Raw genomic sequence first — 17,715 nt, 5'->3', positions numbered from 1 at the left:
CGCGGGGACGAGTTCCTCCTGCTGCATGGGCTCTGGATCAGGGAGCGCGGTCCGGCGGACGGGCGCCAGGAGGAACAGCATTGACAGCAGGCCCGGCAGGGGTGAGTCTGTGGATTCGACGGCCGGGCGGACGACGCCTTCGGCATCATCGAGCAAGGGAGGCGCCCATGCTGGAAGATTGCAAGACCGCGCTCGAGCGCTGGGGTGGCGTGCACGAGTTGATCGACCGCTGGCTCGACGAGCGCCGTGAGCTGCTGGTCAACTTCCTCGAACTCAAGGAAGCCTGCGACGCGGAGCTGGAAGCGGTGAGCAAGGCACGCATCGACGCCTTCAGCGAGCTGCTGATGGACTACATCAGTGCCGGGCACTTCGAGATCTATCCCCAGCTGCGGGAGGAGGCCAGGGCCTTCGACGATCACGAGGCGCTGGGTATCGCCGACAAGCTGCTGGAGCGTCTGGAGATGTCCACCGAACTGGTGCTGGCCTTCGACGCCGACTACGAGAGCCCGATGCGCTGCAAGCAGCACCTGGCGCGCCTGCCGGCCTGGCTCGATCGCCTGGCCAAGGGGCTGACCGAACGCTTTGCCCTGGAAGACCAGCTGATTGCCCGCCTGCATGCGGCCCATGCCCCGGACACCTCCCGGGCCGAGGCGAGGGCGCAGACCCGCGTCTGACCCGGCTCCTCCGGGAGCTGCAAGCCATGAGCTCGAAGAAGAAACACCCCCTTGGCAGTGCTGCGGGGGTGTTTGCCATGGGATGCGGCAAGCTTATGCTGCCTTCCCGCTTCCCGCTTCCCGCTTCCCGCTTCCCGCTTCCCGCTTCCCGCTTCCCGCTTCCCGCTTCCCGCTTCCCGCTTCCCGCTTCCAGCTACCGGTGAAACCGGGCGCCCAGCACCAGCATGCAGGGGGTGAGCAGCAGCGTCAGCCCGGTGGCGAAGGTCAGGCCGCCGGCGATGGCGCTGGAGAGCTGGGTCCACCACTGGGTCGATGGGGCGCCGATCCCCAGGCTCGGGGCGAACAGGTTGACGTTGACCCCGAGCACCATGGGGGTTAGCCCGAGCACCGTGGTGAGGGCGGTGAGCAGGACCGGCCGCAGGCGCAGCCCGCCGGCCTCCAGCGCCGCCTCGCTGGCGCCGAGTCCCTCGCGGCGCAGCTGGTTGTAGGTATCGATCAGCACGATGTTGTTGTTCACCACGATTCCCGCCAGGGCGATGATGCCCATTCCCACCATGACGATACCGAAGGGCTGGGCGTTGGCCAGCAGCCCCAGCAGCACTCCGGCGGTGGAGAAGACGATCGCCGAGAGCACCAGTGCCGCCTGGTAGAGGCTGTTGAACTGGGTGACCAGGATCAGGGCCATCAGGCAGATCGCCACCAGGAAGGCGGTGACCAGGAACTGCATCGCTTCCTGCTGGTCCTCCTGCTCGCCGGCGACATTGACGATCACCCCCTCGGGAAGCGGTTCCATGGCATCGAGCAGGGTGCGCAGGCGCTCGTCGGGACGGTATCCATCTTCCACGTCGGCCTCCAGGGTGATGGCGCGACGCCCGTCGATGCGGTGCAGGGTGCCCACCTTGGGTGCCGGCTCCAGGGTCACGAAGTGGGAGATCGGTACCTGCCCCCGGCGAGTGTTCAGCGTCAGCCGGCCGAGCTGGTCCAGCGACCGCGCGTCCTCCGGCAGGCGCACCCGGATGTCCACCTCGTCATTGACCCCGGCGGGGCGGTAGCTGGCCACCTGCAGCCCGGTGGTGATCAGCTGCACGGCACTGCCGATGGCGGTCACGTCGGTGCCGAAGCGGGCGGCCGCCTCGCGGTCGACCCGCACGCGCCACTCCACCCCGGGCAGGCTGCGGTTGTCCTCGATGTCACGGAAACCGCCCAGGTCGAGCATGGTCCTGCGCAGCGCGGTCACCGCCTGGTCCGTCAGGGCCGGATCATGGGCGCTGAGCTCCAGCACGATGGGCTTGCCCCCCGCCGGCCCCATCTCCTGTTCACGGAACTCCAGCATCACCCCGGGCAGCTCGCGGGTACGCTCGGCCATCTCGGCGAGGATGGTGCCGGCGGGGCGGCGCTGTTGCCAGTCGATCAGCTGGAACTGCAGCACCCCGATCACGTCGGCACCGAGCTGCTCGTCGGGCGCCGTGAAGGAGCGGGCATAGAGGGCCTCGACCTCGCTCATGCCGGCGAGCCTGGCCTCGACCCTGCGCACCACGGCGTCCTTCTCCTCGGCCGAGAAGTCGCCCCGGGAGCGCACCAGCACCTGGGCGTTGTCGGGCTCCACGCTGGGAAAGAACTCGACCCCGTGATTGAAGCGGGCATAGGCGGTGTAGATCAGCGCCATCAGCAGCAGGGCGATCACCAGGGTCAACCCCGGCCAGGCCAGCAGCCGGGCGAGCAGGGCGCGGTAGAGGCGGCCGCCGGCGGTGATCAGCTCCCGGTCGTTGCGGACGCGGGTGGCACGGGCGCCGAAGACCCCGCCCAGGGTGGGCAGGAACACCAGTGCCATGGCCAGGGAGGCGAGCAGGCAGAGGATCACCGTGGCCGGCAGGTACTTCATGAACTCGCCCACCACGCCGGGCCAGAACAGCAGGGGGATGAACACCGCCAGCGTCGTGGCGGTGGACGCGATCACCGGCCAGCTCATGCGTGCGGCGGCATTGACCCAGGCCTCGCGGGGCGACTGGCCCTGGCGCAGGTGGCGGTCGGCCAGCTCGCTGACCACGATGGCGCCGTCGACGAGCATCCCGGCGACCAGGATCAACGAGAAGAGCACCACGATGTTCAGGGTGTAGCCGATCACCCAGATCAGCAGGATGCCGGTGAGGAAGGCGCCGGGGATGGTCAGCCCCACCATCAGCGCCGAGCGCACCCCCATGGCGGCCAGGATCACCACCAGCACCAGCGCCACCGCGGTGAGCACGTTGTTGAGCAGCTCCGAGAGCATCTCCTCGACGGTCTCGGACTGGTCCATGATGGTGGTGACCTCGAGCTCCTCGGGGATCAGTCCGGCGGCCTCCTTCAGCAGGCCGTGCACCTGCTCGATGGTGGCGATGATGTTGGCCCCGGCGCGCTTCGAGATCTCCAGCACCAGCGCCGGCTGGTCGTCGATGCGCGCGAAGCCCTCCGGGTCCTTGAAGGTGGGACGGATCCAGGCCACGTCGCCGAAGGTCACCACCCGCTCGCCATCGACCTTCACCGGCATGCCCATCACGTCCTCGAGATCCTCGATCACCCCGGGCACCTTCAGCGCCATGCGGCCGGCGCCGGTGTCGAGGCTGCCCGCGGCCACCAGGCGGTTGTTGCGGCTGACCAGGCTGAACAGGCTGTCGAAATCGACGCCGTAGCTGTCGAGCACCAGCGGGTCGACGACGATCTCGAGCAGGTCCTCGCGATCGCCGCCGATATCGACCTCCAGCACCCCGGCGATCCCCTCGATCTCCTCCTCGAGCTGGCGCGCCACGGCCAGCCGCCGGGTCTCGTCCAGCGGACCCGAGAGGCCGATGGTGAGCACCGGGAAGAGCCCCACATTGACCTCCATGACACGCGGCTCGTCGGCCTCGCCGGGCAGTTCGGCGCTGGCGATGTCGACTCCCTCGCGCACATCCGTGAGGGCCTGGTCGGGGTCGAAGCCGGCGTCGAACTCCAGCATCACCGCGGCATGGCCCTCGCTCGACTGCGAGGTCAGCTTGCGCAGGCCCTCGATGGTGCGCAGCTCCTGCTCCATGGGGCGCACCAGCAGGCGTTCGCCATCCTCGGGGCTCACGCCCTCCAGCGACAGGGAGACATAGATGAGGGGAATGGTGACGTCGGGATTGGCCTCCTTGGGCACCGCCTGCCAGGCCGCCAGGCCGGCGAGCAGCAGCGCGGCCAGCAGCAGCAGGGTGGTGCGCGAACGCTCCAGCGCCGCCTCGATGAGGGCGCGCATGTCAGCGCGGCTCCGGCGGTGCGAGGGCGCTCCGGGCTTCCGGCATGGCCTCGGCGGCTACCGCCGTGACCCGCTCCCCGGGTGCGACGAAGCCGCCCCCCAGGGTGATCAACCGCACCCGCTCGGGAAGGCCGGCCACCCGGGCCTCGCGGGCGTCGGCATCGACCAGCTCGACCCGCTCGAGCACCACGCGATCGTCGTCATCCAGGTGCTTGACGGCCAGCCGACCCTGGTCGTCGAGCTCGAGCAGGGCGGGGGAGAGACGGTGGACCTGGCGCTCGGGCAGGGTGACGACCAGGGTGGCGCTGGCGCCGGCCAGGCGGCGCCCCTCGGGGTTGTCCGCGGCCACCTCGATACGGAAGCTGCGGGTGCTCTCGTCGGCACGGCTGGCCACATGGGTCAGTTCCCCGTCAAGCCGCGAGCCATCGAGCAGGCGCACCTCGGCGGCCAGGCCCGGCGCCAGGCCCAGGGCCTCCCGCTGCGGGGCCCAGCCGCTGGCGATGAGGCGGCTGGCGTCCACCAGGCGCCCCCAGCTCTCGCCGACCTGCAGCAGATCGCCGGGCTCCACGTCGAGGCGGTCGAGGACGCCGTCGAAGGGTGCGGTGGGGCGGGTCTCGTCGAGCTGGCGGCGCAGTGCGGCGACCTCGGCCACGGCCCGGCTGACGCCGCTTTGCAGGCGCAGGTAGTCCGGGTTGGAGATCAGCTCGCGTCGGCGCAGGTCATCGGCCCCGGCCAGCTCGGCCCGGGCCAGGGCGAGTTCCGCCTCGGCCTGCTCGAGTCGCTCGGGCAACTCGTCCCTGGCGATCTCCAGCAGCACCTCGCCGTGTTCGACCGGGCTGCCCAGGGGCACGGGCAGCGCCGCGACCCGCCCGGCCTGGCGGGCCCGCAGCTCCAGTTCGCGGTGGGCCTCGAGCTGGCCCTGTACCAGCAGCCGCGGGGCATGGTCCTCCGCCCGGCGCTCACGCACCTCCACCCGCGGTGGCTCGGATGCCTCGGCATCGGCCCCCGGTGGTGCGGTGTCGCGAAAGCGCTCCAGGTCACCCAGGGCGAGCCATAGCAGCAACAGCAGTACCAGGCCGATGGCCAGCAGTACGGAGAGCGGGGGGTGGCGGCGAGGCATTCGGACCTTCCCTGGTTCGGTACGATGTTCGTGCAGCGAGGGCGTCAACCGGCTCAGGATAGCTCAGGGCCGGCAGGGGTGTCTCGAGGCGTGTGGCTGCCGCCACTAGCCGCACGTCGAATTGAGTTTTGTGCACTGCAGGCATACCATCTTGGCGGTCCGAATTCCGGCCGGGGCAGGTGGCCTGCCTGCCCTGGCCCATCCTCACGGCGACAACCCGCGCGTTGACAACCCAAGGAGCCACCATGAAAGATCCCGTCCGTATTGCCATTACCGGTGCTGCCGGCCAGATCAGCTACTCGCTCGCCTTCCGCATTGCCTCCGGCGACATGCTGGGCAAGGACCAGCCGGTCATCCTGCAACTGCTCGAGATCACGCCGGCGATGGAGGCCCTGAAGGGGGTGGTGATGGAGCTCAACGACTGCGCCTTCCCGCTGGTGCAGGAGATCGTCGCCACCGATGACGCCAACGTCGCCTTCAAGGACGCCGACTACGCCCTGCTGGTCGGCGCCCGTCCGCGCGGTCCGGGCATGGAGCGCAAGGACCTGCTGGAAGCCAACGCGGCGATCTTCTCCGTCCAGGGCAAGGCGCTCAACGACAATGCCAGCCGCGACGTGAAGGTGCTGGTGGTAGGCAACCCGGCCAACACCAACGCGCTGATCGCCTCCTGCAACGCGCCGGACCTGGACCCGGGCCAGTTCACCGCCATGACCCGCCTGGACCACAACCGCGCCCTGACGCAGCTGGCCCAGAAGACCGGCAAGCACGTCACCGACGTGGAAGGCATGATCATCTGGGGCAACCACAGCGCCACTCAGTATCCCGACATCGCCCACTGCAAGGTGGCCGGCACGCCGGCGGCCGAGCTGGTCGAGCGTGACTGGTACGAGCACACCTTCATCCCCGACGTGCAGCAGCGCGGTGCCGCCATCATCAAGGCGCGCGGTGCTTCCTCCGCGGCCTCGGCGGCCTCCTCCGCGATCGACCACATGCGCGACTGGGCGCTGGGCAGCGACGGCATCGTCAGCATGGCGATCCCGGCCGACGGCAGCTACGGCGTGGAGCCGGGCATCATCTACTCCTACCCGGTGGTGTGCAAGAACGGCGCCTACGAGATCGTCCAGGGCCTCGAGCTCGACGACTTCAGCAAGCAGAAGATGAAGGCCACCGAAGACGAGCTGCGCGAAGAGCGCGCCGCCGTCGAGCACCTGCTTGGCTAGCGCCAGCTGTCAGCTATAAGGACGGCGCTTCGCGCCTGGAAGAGAAAACCCCGCTCAGGCGACGCCTGGCGGGGTTTTCTTATGGCTTAGGGCTTACGGCTCTGATCCGGCCTTCGGCCGGATCAGTCGCGCAGGCTGATGATCTTCCAGCCTTTCCGCTCGGCCACCTCGCGCAGGGTGGGGTCCGGGTCCACCGCCACCGGGTGGTCCACCAGTTCCAGCAGCGCCAGGTCATTGTGGGAGTCGCTGTAGAACCAGGCGTCGTCCAGGGTGATCTCCTTGTCGGCCAGCCAGGCCTCGAGGCGCTTGACCTTGCCCTCGCGGTAGCTGGGGATGCCCTCGACCCGGCCGGTGTAGCGGCCGTCGACCACCTCGGGCTCCACGGCGATCAGCTCGTCCACCCCCAGGCGCTCGGCGATGGGGCCGGTGATGAAGCGGTTGGTGGCGGTGACGATCAGCAGGGTGTCGCCGCGGGTGCGATGGCGGGCCACCAGTTCCTCGCCCCGGGGCAGGATGTGCGGCTCGATCTTGCTGGCCATGAACTGCTGGTGCCAGGCGGCGAGCTGCTCGGGGCTGTTCTCCGCCAGGGGCTTCAGGGCCACCTCGAGGAAGGCATGGATGTCCAGGGTGCCGGCCTCGTAGTCGGCCAGGAAACGGTCGTTGGCTTCCTTGTAGGCCACCGGGTCCACGGCGCCCTGCTCCAGAAGGAACTCGCCCCAGGCATGATCGCTGTCGATCGACAGTAGCGTATTGTCCAGGTCGAAGATGGCCAGGCTCACGGCAACTCCCATTGGTTATCGGCTAGGTATCGGTCAGGTTCGAAGGCCGGCGATTATCGCAGAAGCGGCTTCCGGCTGCGAGCCGCGACGTCGTGCGACCGATGCCTTGTTGATGCGCTTCGTGGCCTTGTGGAAGAATGGCTTCAATCTGGATTCATAAGGTGAAGCCCGTGATCGACGCAGACGGCTTTCGCCCCAACGTTGGGATCATCATCGTCAACGAACGGGGGCAGCTGCTTTGGGCGCGTCGGGTAGGGCAGAATGCGTGGCAGTTTCCCCAGGGAGGCATCAAGGCGAACGAGACACCGCAACAGGCACTTTTTCGCGAGTTGCACGAGGAAATCGGCCTCACCGCCGATGACGTCGAGATTCTTGCCTGCACCCGGGGCTGGCTGCGCTACCGCCTGCCGCGACGCATGATTCGCACCAACTCACGGCCGGTCTGCATCGGCCAGAAGCAGAAGTGGTTCCTGCTGCGGATTCGCTGTCAGGAGAGCCGCATCTGCATGGATGGCTCGCCCAAGCCGGAGTTCGATGGCTGGCGCTGGGTCAGTTACTGGTACCCCCTGGGACAGGTGGTGCCCTTCAAGCGGGAAGTCTACCGGCGTGCCTTGCGGGAGCTTTCCCCCCGGGCCCAGCGGCTGGCGCTCGGCCACGGCTAGGCGCGGCAGGAACACCGCGGCCGGGGCCGGGGTCTGACAAGGTCAGTCAACGCCCCGGCGAGGCAAGAGAGAACAACGAATGGACAGCAGGACGCCAATGCTCGAGGTTTTGCGCCGCATCATCCAGGAGGTCAACGGGGCTCGCAACCTGGACGTGGCCTTGTCCACCATGGTGCGCCGCATCCGCAAGGCGATGCGTACCGACGTCTGCTCCTTCTATCTCTACGAGGCGGAGCTCGACCAGCTGGTGCTGATGGAGACCATCGGCCTGCGTACCCAGGCGGTGGGGCAGGTGGCGCTCCCCCGGGGCGAGGGGCTGGTGGGCCTGGTGGCGAGCCGCGAGGAGCCGCTCAACCTGGAGGATGCCCAGGCGCACCCGCAATTCCGCTACTTCGAGGCCACCGGCGAGGAGCGCTACTCCAGCTTCCTCGGCGTGCCCATCATCCACCAGCGCCGCACCCTCGGCGTGCTGGTGGTGCAGCAGGCCGAGAAGCGCCGCTACGACGAGGAGGACGAGGCCTTCCTGGTCACCATGGCGGCGCAGCTGGCCGGCGTGCTGGCCCACGCCCTGGCCACCGGCAGCCTGACCCGGCCCAGCCTCGATGGCCAGGCGATGTTCACCGGGGTGGCCGCCTCGCCCGGCATGGCCATCGGCGAGGCGGTGGTGATCGCCCCGCCTGCCGACCTGAACAGCGTGCCTGACCTGATTCCCACCGATGTCGACTACGAGATCACCCGGCTCCGGGAGGCCATCGGCAAGGTCCGCGAGGAGATCCGCTCCGCCGGCGAACGCCTGGCCAGCCGCATCTCGGCCCAGGAGCTGGCGCTGTTCGAGGTCTACCAGCAGATGCTGGGCGAGGCGGCGCTCTCCCAGGAGGTGGTGAAGCGCATCCGCGAGGGGCAGTGGGCCCCCGGGGCGCTGGCCGACGTGGTGCGCCGCCACGTGCAGTACCTGGAACGGGTCGACGACGACTATCTCAGGGAACGGGCCGCCGACGTGCGCGACCTGGGCCGCCGGGTGCTGGCCCACCTCCAGGAGGAGAGCCCCCAGACCCCCGACGTCTACCCCGACCGCACCATCCTGGTGGGTGACGAGATCAGCGTGGCGATGCTCGGCGAGGTGCCGAGGGACAGGCTGGCCGGGCTGGTCTCGGTGCGCGGTTCCAGTACCTCGCATGTGGCGATCGTCGCCAGGGCCATGGGGATTCCCACGGTGCTGGGCATGGTCGACCTGCCCCTGCCGCGCCTGAGTGGCGCCCCGGTGGTGCTCGACGGCCACCGCGGCCGGCTCTTCGTGCGCCCCGGGGCCGACCTGGAAAGCCACTACCAGAACCTGATCGACGAGGAGCTGGCGCTGGCCGAGGTGCTCGAGCACGAGCAGGACCTGCCGAGCCGCACGCCCGACGGCCACGACATGCCCCTGATGGTCAACACCGGCCTGGCGGTGGACGCCGTGGCGTCGCTGAAGAGCCGCATCAGCGGGGTGGGGCTCTATCGCACCGAAGTGCCGTTCATGATCACCGAGCGCTTCCCCGGCGAGCAGGAGCAGACCCGACTCTACCGTGACCAGCTCGAGAGCTTCGCTCCCCTGCCGGTGGTGATGCGCACCCTGGACATCGGCGGCGACAAGGACCTGCCCTATTTTCCCATCGACGAGGCCAACCCCTTTCTCGGCTGGCGGGGCATCCGCGTCACCCTCGATCACCCCGAGGTGCTGATGGTGCAGCTGCGCGCCATGCTGCGCGCTTCCCAGGGGCTCGACAACCTCCAGGTGCTGCTGCCCATGGTGACCAATGTCGACGAGGTCGACGATGCCCTGCGGCTGCTCGATCGCGCCATCATCGAACTGGGCGAGGAGGACGTCGTGGTCAACCGCCCCAGGGTCGGGGTGATGCTGGAGGTGCCGGCGACCCTCTACCAGCTCGATGCCCTGGCCGAGCGTGTCGATTTCTTCTCGGTGGGCAGCAACGACCTGACCCAGTACCTGCTGGCGGTGGACCGCAACAATCCCCGGGTCGCCGAGCTCTACGATGCCTGCCATCCCGCGGTGCTCTCGGCCATGGCGCGTCTGGCCAGGGAGTCGGAGGCCCTGCAGATGCCGACCTCGGTGTGCGGCGAACTGGCCGGTGACCCGGCCGGCGCCCTGCTGCTGATGGGCATGGGCTTCGGCTCGCTCTCCATGAACGCGCCCAGCCTGCCCCGGGTGAGGGCCGCCATTCGCCGGGTCTCGCTGAAGGCCGCCCGGCAGCTGGTCGAGGAGACCCTGCGCCTGGACAGCCCCGTCGCGGTGCGTCGCCACCTCAACGAGCGGCTGGGCGAGTGGCAGCTGGCCCACCTGCTGCCGCCGAGGGATTGACCCGGGCTTCGCCCGGAGCTTCAAGCCATAAGCTGGAAGAGCGGCGCTTCGCGCCTGGAAGCCGGAAGCAAACCCTTGATCCTGCTGCAGGTGGGGGATGTTAGCTTCTAGCTTCTAGCTCCCAGCGAAGCTGGGTCTCCCCCAGTGCCACCCCCTCCGGTCCGAAGCGTCGCTCGCCGATCTCGATGTGGCCATCGGCATGCCAGCCCAGCCAGGTCATGGCCCGGGTGCCGTAGTCCTGGCCGAGGATGAAGGGGGAGGAGAGGCGGCGCTCCAGTTCGAGCCCCACGCCGGTTTCCGGCAACTGGTCGTCATCGGCGGGCCGCGGGTCGCCCATCACGCTCAGGGCGTCCCGGGGCCATCGCCCGTGGCGCAGGCTGGTGGCGAGACCCTGGCGAGCCGCGATCAGCTTGGGCCAGGGGGTGTTCAGGCTGGCGTTGGAGAGACCGTGCAGCCCCGGGGGCACGACCTTCAGGGCGATGCCGTCGAGGCCACGGTGCAGGTGCCAGAGCCGTTCGCCGTCGCCGGCCACGAGATTGAAGCCCGCATAGTGCCGGGCCTCCCCGGAAGCCAGGCGGTCGAGCCATGCCGGCAGGTCGTCGCACTCGAGCGCCTCGCGGACCAGGCTGCCACGGCTGGGGGCGCCGGCCGGCAGCTTGAGGCGCGGGTCGCGGACATTGGTGACGGCGGCGAAGCGGCCACGGTGATGCACCGCCAGCCAGGTGCCGCCGGCCTCCAGGTCGCGCCCGCCGACGATGCCCGGGGCATCGCGCCACGCCGCCAGTGGCGCGGCCGGGCGGGCGTGGAACTCGTCACGGTTGGCCACCAGGCGCAGCGGGCAGGCGCTGCCGGGGCGATGGTCGAAGGCGATCAGGCACATGGCGGCAGCTTAGCGTTGTGCGGCCCGGGGGGGAAGGTCCTTGCGTTGGGCCGGCGCCATGACAGTGGCGGTCGGGCGGCGTACACTCTGGCCATCTTCGCCCCGCAGGGAAGACGATGCGCATCGACTCAAGCAGGGAACGCCTCTGGTCGCGACTGGTCCGGCCCATCCTCTGGCCCGTGCTGCTGGCACAGGCGGCCCTGGTGGTGCTGTGCCTGATCGTCGCGTTGCTGCTGTGGTGGATGATGCCTACCCACGCCTCCTGGAGCACGACCTTCTGGCTGACGCTGGTCCTGCTGCTGGGCAGCAGCATGAACGTGCTGGTCTTCCTGACCCTGCTGCGACAGCGCCTGGCCGCCTGCGAGGCGGCATTCGACGACCACCTGGGCACCGCGGAGCGCCATCTCGACCAGCTGCAACCGGCCCTGTCGGAGAGGCCCGCGCTGCCCCGGCCCGATGCGCCCGAAGCCGACCCGTCGGCATGCCTGGCGCGACTGGTCGCCGGCCTGGGCGCGCTGGTCGAGGCGCAGGGCCGGGTGCCGCGCATCGAACGCATGCTGGGGAGCACCAGCCGGCCGGTGCTGCTGGCCAGGCATGGCCGGGTGCTGGCCGCCAATGCGGCCATGGAGGAGTTGCTGGGGCAGGGCGAACTGCGTGGGCTGTCGCTGGGCCAGCTGCTGCCCGTCGACGAGGCCGAGAGCGATGGCGAACGGGTCGTGGTGCGTGCCGCCGGCGCCAGCCATCCGTCGGCCCGCTGGTTGCGGGTGCAGCTCGAGGACAGGCTGGGGCATGCACTGGTGCTGCTCGAGGACCTGGCGAGTCGCGAGCGCCATCTCGATCAGCTGCGGGTCGGGCGCCAGCGGGCCCAGGAGGAGTCGCGGCTCAAGTCCGGCTACCTGACGCACCTGCGCCGGGAACTGAAGCCGCTGATGGCCTCGCTGGATGAGGTGCTGGACCAGGAGGCCGCCCCGGTTCCCGGCGACGATGCCAGGCATCCGGCGCTCCTCGAACTGCGGGAACGGCTGGCTGACATCTCGGTGCTGCTGGCCAACCTGGCGGGCGAGTCGCCGACCCCGCTCGGCGGGGTGCCGGGGAGCCGCGCGACGCGGGTACTCATCGTCGATGACGGGCCGGTCAACCTGATGCTGGCCCGGCAGGTGCTGGAAGGGCAGGGGCTCTCCGTGGAGACCGCCACTTCCGGGGCCGAGGCGCTCGAGTGGTTCGGCCGGGAAGCCTTCGACCTGGTGCTGATGGACATCTTCATGCCCGGCATGGACGGGGTGGAGACCAGCCGCCGCTGGCGCGGGCAGGAGGCCGAACGCGGCGATGGCCGACGCAGCGTGCTGGTGGCCCTGACCGCCAACGCCAGCGAGGCCGACCGGCGACGCTTCCGCCAGGCGGGGATGGACGACTACCTGGCCAAGCCCTACCGCCCCCAGGCGCTGGTCGACAGGGTGCGGCGCTGGCTGCCGGACAGCTTCGACAAGCCCGAGGCGCCATGAGTCCTGCCCGCGGCCCAGCCCGCCATCGCGCCGGCCAGCGTGCCCTCGGCCCGGGGCCGATGGCCTCTCAGCGTTACCACCCTGCCGTCGCCGGCGGGGCCGAACACTCTCTCCCGACGACCCGGAAGCTGTCATGATCGACTATCCCGATATCGACCCTGTCGCCATCTCCCTGGGGCCCTTGCAGATCCACTGGTACGGGCTGATGTACGTGATCGGCTTCGCGGCCGCCTGGTGGCTCGGGCGGCGGCGGGCGGCCCGCATCGGGCTGACCCATGACGACGTGGGGGACCTGCTGTTCTATGCCGCCCTCGGGGTGGTGCTGGGCGGGCGGCTCGGCTATGCGCTCTTCTACGGCATGCCGCAGTGGCTGGCCGACCCCCTGTGGATCTTCCGCATCTGGGACGGCGGCATGAGTTTCCACGGCGGGCTGGTCGGCGTGCTGCTGGCGGCCTTGTGGTTCGCCCGCCGCAAGCGCCTGGCCTTCTTCACCCTCACCGATTTCGTCGCTCCCCTGGTGCCGATCGGCCTGGGGGCCGGGCGCATCGGCAACTTCATCAATCGCGAGCTGCCCGGCCGGGTCACCGAGCTTCCCTGGGGCATGCCGTTTCCCGGCATGGGCCCCGAGCCTCGCCACCCCTCGGCGCTCTACGAGGCCCTGCTGGAAGGGGCGGTGCTGTTCGCGGTGCTGTGGTGGGTCTCGGCCAGGCCGCAGCGCCGCGGCCTGGTCTCCGGGCTCTTCCTGCTGCTCTACGGCCTGTTCCGCTTCGCGGTGGAGTTCGTGCGCCTGCCCGATGCCCATATCGGCTTCATCGCCTTCGGCTGGGTGACCATGGGCATGCTGCTCACCCTGCCGATGATCGCCTTCGGCATCCTGCTGATCCTCTGGTCGCGCCGCCAGCCGGTGGATGCCAGGGTGTAGCCCGCCGAAGCCAGCATGTAGAATAGCGAGCCCATTCACCCAGCCCAGGCGACGCCGTGACCGACCAGACGCTTCCCGCTCTCGAACAGCCCTACCTCGACCTGATGCGTGCCGTGCTGGAGCGCGGCACGGAGCGCGCCGACCGCACCGGGGTGGGCACCCGCTCGCTGTTCGGCCACCAGATGCGCTTCGACCTGGCGCGGGGCTTCCCGCTGCTGACCACCAAGAAGCTGCACCTGCGCTCGATCATCCACGAGCTCCTGTGGTTCCTGCGCGGCGATACCAACATCGCCTACCTCAGGGAGCATGGCGTGCGCATCTGGGACGAGTGGGCCGACGCGAACGGTGATCTGGGCCCGGTGTACGGCTACCAGTGGCGCAGCTGGCCCGATCCGCGGGGCGGCCACGTCGACCAGATCGCCCGGCTGCTCGAGCAGCTGCGCGACAATCCCGCTTCCCGGCGCCTGATCGTCTCGGCCTGGAACCCGGCGCTGGTGGACGAGATGGCCCTGCCCCCGTGCCACTGCCTGTTCCAGTTCCACGTGGCCGAGGGGCGGCTCTCCTGCCAGCTCTACCAGCGCAGTGCCGACATCTTCCTCGGCGTGCCCTTCAATATCGCCAGCTATGCGCTGCTGACGCAGATGATCGCCCGGGTCAGCGGGCTCGAACCCGGCGACTTCATCCACACCCTGGGCGATGCGCACCTCTACCTGAACCATCTGGAGCAGGCCGAGCTGCAGCTGTCGCGCAGGCCGCTGGCGCCACCCGGGCTGCGACTCAACCCGGAGGTGGACGACCTCTTCGCGTTCCGCTTCGAGGACATCGAGATCCTGGACTACCAGGCGCATCCCCATATCAAGGCCGAGGTGGCCGTATGAGCGAGGCCGATGGCATGAACGACGAGACCCTGGTCCCCATCGCCATGATCGCCGCCCTGGCCAGGAACCGGGTGATCGGCGTGGACAACCAGCTGCCCTGGTACCTGCCCGAGGACCTCCGGTTCTTCAAGCGCATGACCCAGGCCAAGCCGCTGGTGATGGGGCGCAGGACCTTCGAGTCCATCGGCCGCCCCCTGCCCGGGCGGCTCAACATCGTGGTGACCCGCGACCCCGGCTTCCACCCCGAGGGCGTGCGGGTCTGCCATGACCTCGCCTCCGCCCTGGCCCTGGCCGACCAGCAGGCCACCATCGACGCGGCCGACGAGATCATGGTGATGGGCGGTGCCCAGATCTATGCCCAGGCGCTGCCGCTGGCCTCGCGACTCTATCTCACCGAGGTCGACATCGAGGTGGAGGGCGACGCCCGCTTCCCCGAGCTGGACATGGCCGAATGGGAAGAGGTGCAGCGCGTGCCCGGCGAGCCCGCCGAAGGGCAGCCGCACTACAGCTTCGTGCACTACCGCCGGCGCCCTGGCGGCTAGTCGCCCGGCCAGGCGGGTCGGGCGGCGTCGAGGGTCGCCATCCGGCGACATTTGTCATGCTGCGGTATCTGGCACAGACTTGCAGCTGAATGCACCACACCGCGTGACGACGAGTTTGCCTGGAGGGTCAGGGTTTGATCGAGGAACGCCCATACCGCCTGCTGGAGGCACTGGAGGGTCGCGCCGAGACCTTGCTGGATGCGCTGCACGAGGCCCGTGTGCAGCAGTCGGCCATGCAGGCCCGGCTGGCCGAGCTGGAGCGCCGCCGCAGCGAGCTCGAGGCGCACAATGCCGAACTGGCCGCCCGGGCCGAGGAGGCACTGGCCGACCGGCGCGGGGTGACGCGGCACTGCGAGGCGCTCGAGCGCCGCGTGGCCGAACTGGAGGCGAACCGCCTGGAGCTGGTGGAAGAGAACCGCGAGCTCGACGAGCAGAATCGCGAGCTGGAAGAGCACAACCGCCATCTGCACGACAAGCTCGCCGCCGGCGAACCGGGTGCCGCCTTCCCGATGCCGGCGCGCCGCGCCCAGGGGCTCTCGGCGCTGATCGGCCATCGCCCCAGGGGGGCGGATCGGGCGGCGCCCGTCGCCGACCCGCCGGCGGGCGCCGAACCGGCATCCGATCCCCAGAGCGACCTGCCGATCGGCGAGGCGCCGTCGCCCCAGGCGCTGCTCGGCGAGTGGTACCAGCGCTACGGCTCGACCTTCTTCAAGGGGCATACCCGGCCGCTCAAGGTGGGCATCCACGAGGAGCTCACCGCCCGTGAACCCTGGCCCGAGAAGCTGGTGCGCCGGGCGCTGGCCTGCTACGTCAACCTGCCGCGCTACCTCAAGTCGGTACGCGAGGATGCCGAGCGCATCGACCTCGACGGACGGCCCGCCGGACGCGTCGATGGCGAGGCCGCCGACCACGCCCGCAGGAAGCTCGAGCGGCTGCAGGCCAACCGCCGCAAGCCCCGGGCCAAGCCGCAGCGGCAGAAGGGGCGGACCGTCGGCGGGGAGAGTCCTGACAGGAAGCCCCCGGCCGGGCCGCCGCCGCCCCGGCCGGGCGAGACGGCCAGCGCTCCGGCCACCCTGGAGGAGAAACTCTCCGCCCTGCTGGCCAAGCACAACGGACGTTGAGCGGCACTGCCCAGCGTTGATTCTCCCCTGGCTTGCCATCCGCATATTCGCGGGGCATCATGAACCCGCTCATCGCTGCCTGGGCTGTATTCGGTCGACTCGCGTCGGCCAGCCGGCAGCGGCGGCCGGCCAGCCGGGAGGGCTCGCCGACCGCCAGCGCAAGGGAAAGTTCCGTGGGTGGGGTCTGCCTCGAAGGAAAACAGTGTTTTTTCTAGTTGCGTTCCCGAAAATCCCGGTATAGAGTTCCCCTTGCGAGCATTGGACTATAACAAGGCTTCGCTGAGGTGGTGCCGCGCCACCTGCCATTCCTCCCGGGAGGGAGTCGAGCAGGAAAGGCAAAAGAGCATGCCCGGCAAGCCGGCTGCATTCACCGAGTGAATCGTGCAGTAACGATCGAAACAGTAAGCTAGTCAAAGGAACTATCGCGATGAAAAAGACACTGTTAGCGACTGCTATCGCCGGCGCCCTGGGCGTCTCCGCTGCCGCTCAGGCCGCCACCGTCTACGACCAGGACGGCACCAAGGTCGACCTGTACGCCCGTATCGCCATGGGTATCTCCGGCGGCGGTCCCGAGACCAATGACGATGGTGAGAAGATCGACGGCACTGAATTCCGTGACGTCTACTCCCGCCTGCGCCTCACCGGCAGCCACGAGATCACCTCCGACCTGAGCGCCTTCGCCGGCGTCGAGTGGCGCTTCAAGGGCGACGAGCGTGACCAGTCCACCGGCTTCGCCGAAGTGCGGCACAGCTACCTGGGCCTGCGCAGCAACCAGTTCGGTACCTTCCAGGCCGGTAACTTCGACAGCTACTACAACTCCTTCGTCGCCGCGCCCTTCGATGTCTACATCGATCGCGGCTTCGAGCTCTCCAAGGGCGGCGCCGGCGGCGACCTGCAGGCCCGCGGCGACTCCCTGGGTTACTACACGCCCGACCTGAGCGGCTTCCAGGCCTTCATCATGGCCAAGCACTACACCGGCAACGGCCAGGAGGCTGGTTCCGAGGGCAGCAACTCCTCCAAGCTGAACGCCCAGGGCGGCGTGAAGTACGAGTGGGAAGGCCTGCGCCTGGCCGCCGGCTTCGTCCAGGATCGTGACGACGACCAGCTGACCGAGCGTCGTTATGACGGCCGCGACCTGCGTGGCGCCGACGAGAACATCTACGGTGCCACCGCGGCCTACGACTTCGGCAACGGCTTCTCCGCCCGCCTCGGCTACGAGACCCAGGACACCAACGACGGCGCCCTCGAAGGTGCTACCACTGCGGCTGAAGCACAGCGCTATTCCGGCTATGACGTCTGGGGCCTGGGTGCCTCCTACGCCATCGGCCAGTGGGCCTTCAACGCCGACGTCTACCGTGTCGATCCGGACAACGAAGAGAAGCGCACCGCCTGGGCCGCCGGCGCCTACTACAAGGTGTCCAGCAACTTCGATGTCTTCGCCGAGCTGAACCGTAAAGACCAGGGCGACATCACCATCAGCACCGCCGATGGTGTTGATGTCGAAGAGAACGACGACAGCCTGTTCTGGCTGGTGGGTGCTCGCTACCACTTCTAAGCGGCTACCCGCTTGAAGTAGCGAATCCGCTGCAAGCAGTACACAGAAGCCGGCCCCTCGGGGCCGGCTTTCTTGTTACCCCTCTTCCGGCGTCGCTCCCGCCTGGCGCCCATCCCCAGCAATATTTCTGCATCATCAGGGCGTTGCAAATGGGTGGGTGGTGAACTGCCAGCGTTGCCGGTCCCTGTGGGTCAGACCCCGGCGGCGTCGAATCCGCTTGCAAGGCGCATCATGATGGGCTTCGTGACTTGGCT

General features: G+C 69.1%; 14 protein-coding genes. 10 read left to right on the top strand and 4 right to left on the bottom strand.

All coding sequences use genetic code 11. The annotated features are described in order from the left end of the window. The first annotated feature begins 167 nt into the window (after positions 1-167). Complete coding sequence (rsd, locus tag ACOMD9_RS11250) at positions 168-674, top strand: sigma D regulator (protein ID WP_421414807.1); 507 nt, start codon at positions 168-170, stop codon at positions 672-674. A 193-nt stretch (positions 675-867) separates the two neighbouring features. Here rsd and ACOMD9_RS11245 read toward each other — a convergent pair whose 3' ends face one another. Continuing rightward, a complete protein-coding gene (locus tag ACOMD9_RS11245) occupies positions 868-3,924 on the bottom strand; it encodes an efflux RND transporter permease subunit (protein WP_421414805.1) in 3,057 nt (1,018 codons plus the stop codon). Between the two features lies 1 nt (position 3,925). Beyond that, the gene (locus ACOMD9_RS11240; protein ID WP_421414803.1) at positions 3,926-5,044 is read right to left on the bottom strand and encodes an efflux RND transporter periplasmic adaptor subunit; all 1,119 of its coding nucleotides are present in this window, start codon (positions 5,042-5,044) and stop codon (positions 3,926-3,928) included. Positions 5,045-5,289: 245 nt separating this feature from the next. Here ACOMD9_RS11240 and ACOMD9_RS11235 point away from each other — a divergent pair, with 245 nt between their 5' ends. Next, positions 5,290-6,264: a malate dehydrogenase gene (locus tag ACOMD9_RS11235; protein ID WP_421414800.1), complete on the top strand. Its 975-nt coding sequence runs from the start codon at positions 5,290-5,292 to the stop codon at positions 6,262-6,264. A gap of 122 nt (positions 6,265-6,386) precedes the next feature. Here the strand turns inward: ACOMD9_RS11235 and ACOMD9_RS11230 are convergent, their stop codons facing one another. Then, positions 6,387-7,043, bottom strand: a complete 657-nt coding sequence (locus ACOMD9_RS11230; protein WP_421414798.1) for a histidinol-phosphatase — start codon at positions 7,041-7,043, stop codon at positions 6,387-6,389. Between the two features lie 170 nt (positions 7,044-7,213). Here ACOMD9_RS11230 and ACOMD9_RS11225 point away from each other — a divergent pair, with 170 nt between their 5' ends. Continuing rightward, positions 7,214-7,705 (top strand): RNA pyrophosphohydrolase, encoded by a 492-nt coding sequence (locus tag ACOMD9_RS11225; RefSeq protein WP_421414796.1) that lies wholly within the window; start codon positions 7,214-7,216, stop codon positions 7,703-7,705. 97 nt (positions 7,706-7,802) lie between these two features. After that, positions 7,803-10,061: a phosphoenolpyruvate--protein phosphotransferase gene (gene ptsP, locus ACOMD9_RS11220; RefSeq protein ID WP_421414794.1), complete on the top strand. Its 2,259-nt coding sequence runs from the start codon at positions 7,803-7,805 to the stop codon at positions 10,059-10,061. 100 nt (positions 10,062-10,161) lie between these two features. Here ptsP and ACOMD9_RS11215 read toward each other — a convergent pair whose 3' ends face one another. Then, positions 10,162-10,941 (bottom strand): NRDE family protein, encoded by a 780-nt coding sequence (locus ACOMD9_RS11215; protein ID WP_421414792.1) that lies wholly within the window; start codon positions 10,939-10,941, stop codon positions 10,162-10,164. Positions 10,942-11,057: 116 nt separating this feature from the next. Between ACOMD9_RS11215 and ACOMD9_RS11210 the strand changes: the two genes are divergently transcribed. The 6 genes from ACOMD9_RS11210 to ACOMD9_RS11185 all read left to right on the top strand — a co-directional run bounded on the left by ACOMD9_RS11210 (position 11,058) and on the right by ACOMD9_RS11185 (position 17,461). Further along, positions 11,058-12,443 (top strand): response regulator, encoded by a 1,386-nt coding sequence (locus ACOMD9_RS11210; RefSeq protein WP_421414790.1) that lies wholly within the window; start codon positions 11,058-11,060, stop codon positions 12,441-12,443. Positions 12,444-12,576: 133 nt separating this feature from the next. After that, positions 12,577-13,365, top strand: a complete 789-nt coding sequence (gene lgt, locus ACOMD9_RS11205) for a prolipoprotein diacylglyceryl transferase (protein ID WP_421414788.1) — start codon at positions 12,577-12,579, stop codon at positions 13,363-13,365. Positions 13,366-13,469: 104 nt separating this feature from the next. Continuing rightward, the gene (locus ACOMD9_RS11200) at positions 13,470-14,243 is read left to right on the top strand and encodes a thymidylate synthase (RefSeq protein WP_421415043.1); all 774 of its coding nucleotides are present in this window, start codon (positions 13,470-13,472) and stop codon (positions 14,241-14,243) included. A gap of 14 nt (positions 14,244-14,257) precedes the next feature. Next, positions 14,258-14,785 carry a dihydrofolate reductase gene (locus ACOMD9_RS11195; protein ID WP_421415041.1) on the top strand — a complete coding sequence of 176 codons (528 nt, stop codon included), beginning with the start codon at positions 14,258-14,260 and terminating at the stop codon, positions 14,783-14,785. 134 nt (positions 14,786-14,919) lie between these two features. After that, complete coding sequence (locus ACOMD9_RS11190) at positions 14,920-15,906, top strand: ProQ/FINO family protein (protein WP_421414787.1); 987 nt, start codon at positions 14,920-14,922, stop codon at positions 15,904-15,906. A 427-nt stretch (positions 15,907-16,333) separates the two neighbouring features. Further along, the gene (locus ACOMD9_RS11185; RefSeq protein ID WP_421414784.1) at positions 16,334-17,461 is read left to right on the top strand and encodes a porin; all 1,128 of its coding nucleotides are present in this window, start codon (positions 16,334-16,336) and stop codon (positions 17,459-17,461) included. Positions 17,462-17,715 lie beyond the last annotated feature (254 nt).

Source organism: Halomonas terrestris (assembly GCF_049166755.1).
In the GTDB taxonomy this organism is placed as follows: domain Bacteria; phylum Pseudomonadota; class Gammaproteobacteria; order Pseudomonadales; family Halomonadaceae; genus Halomonas.
The sequence above is the reverse complement of the archived record's forward strand: the minus strand, read 5'-3'. Positions and strand labels throughout refer to the sequence as shown.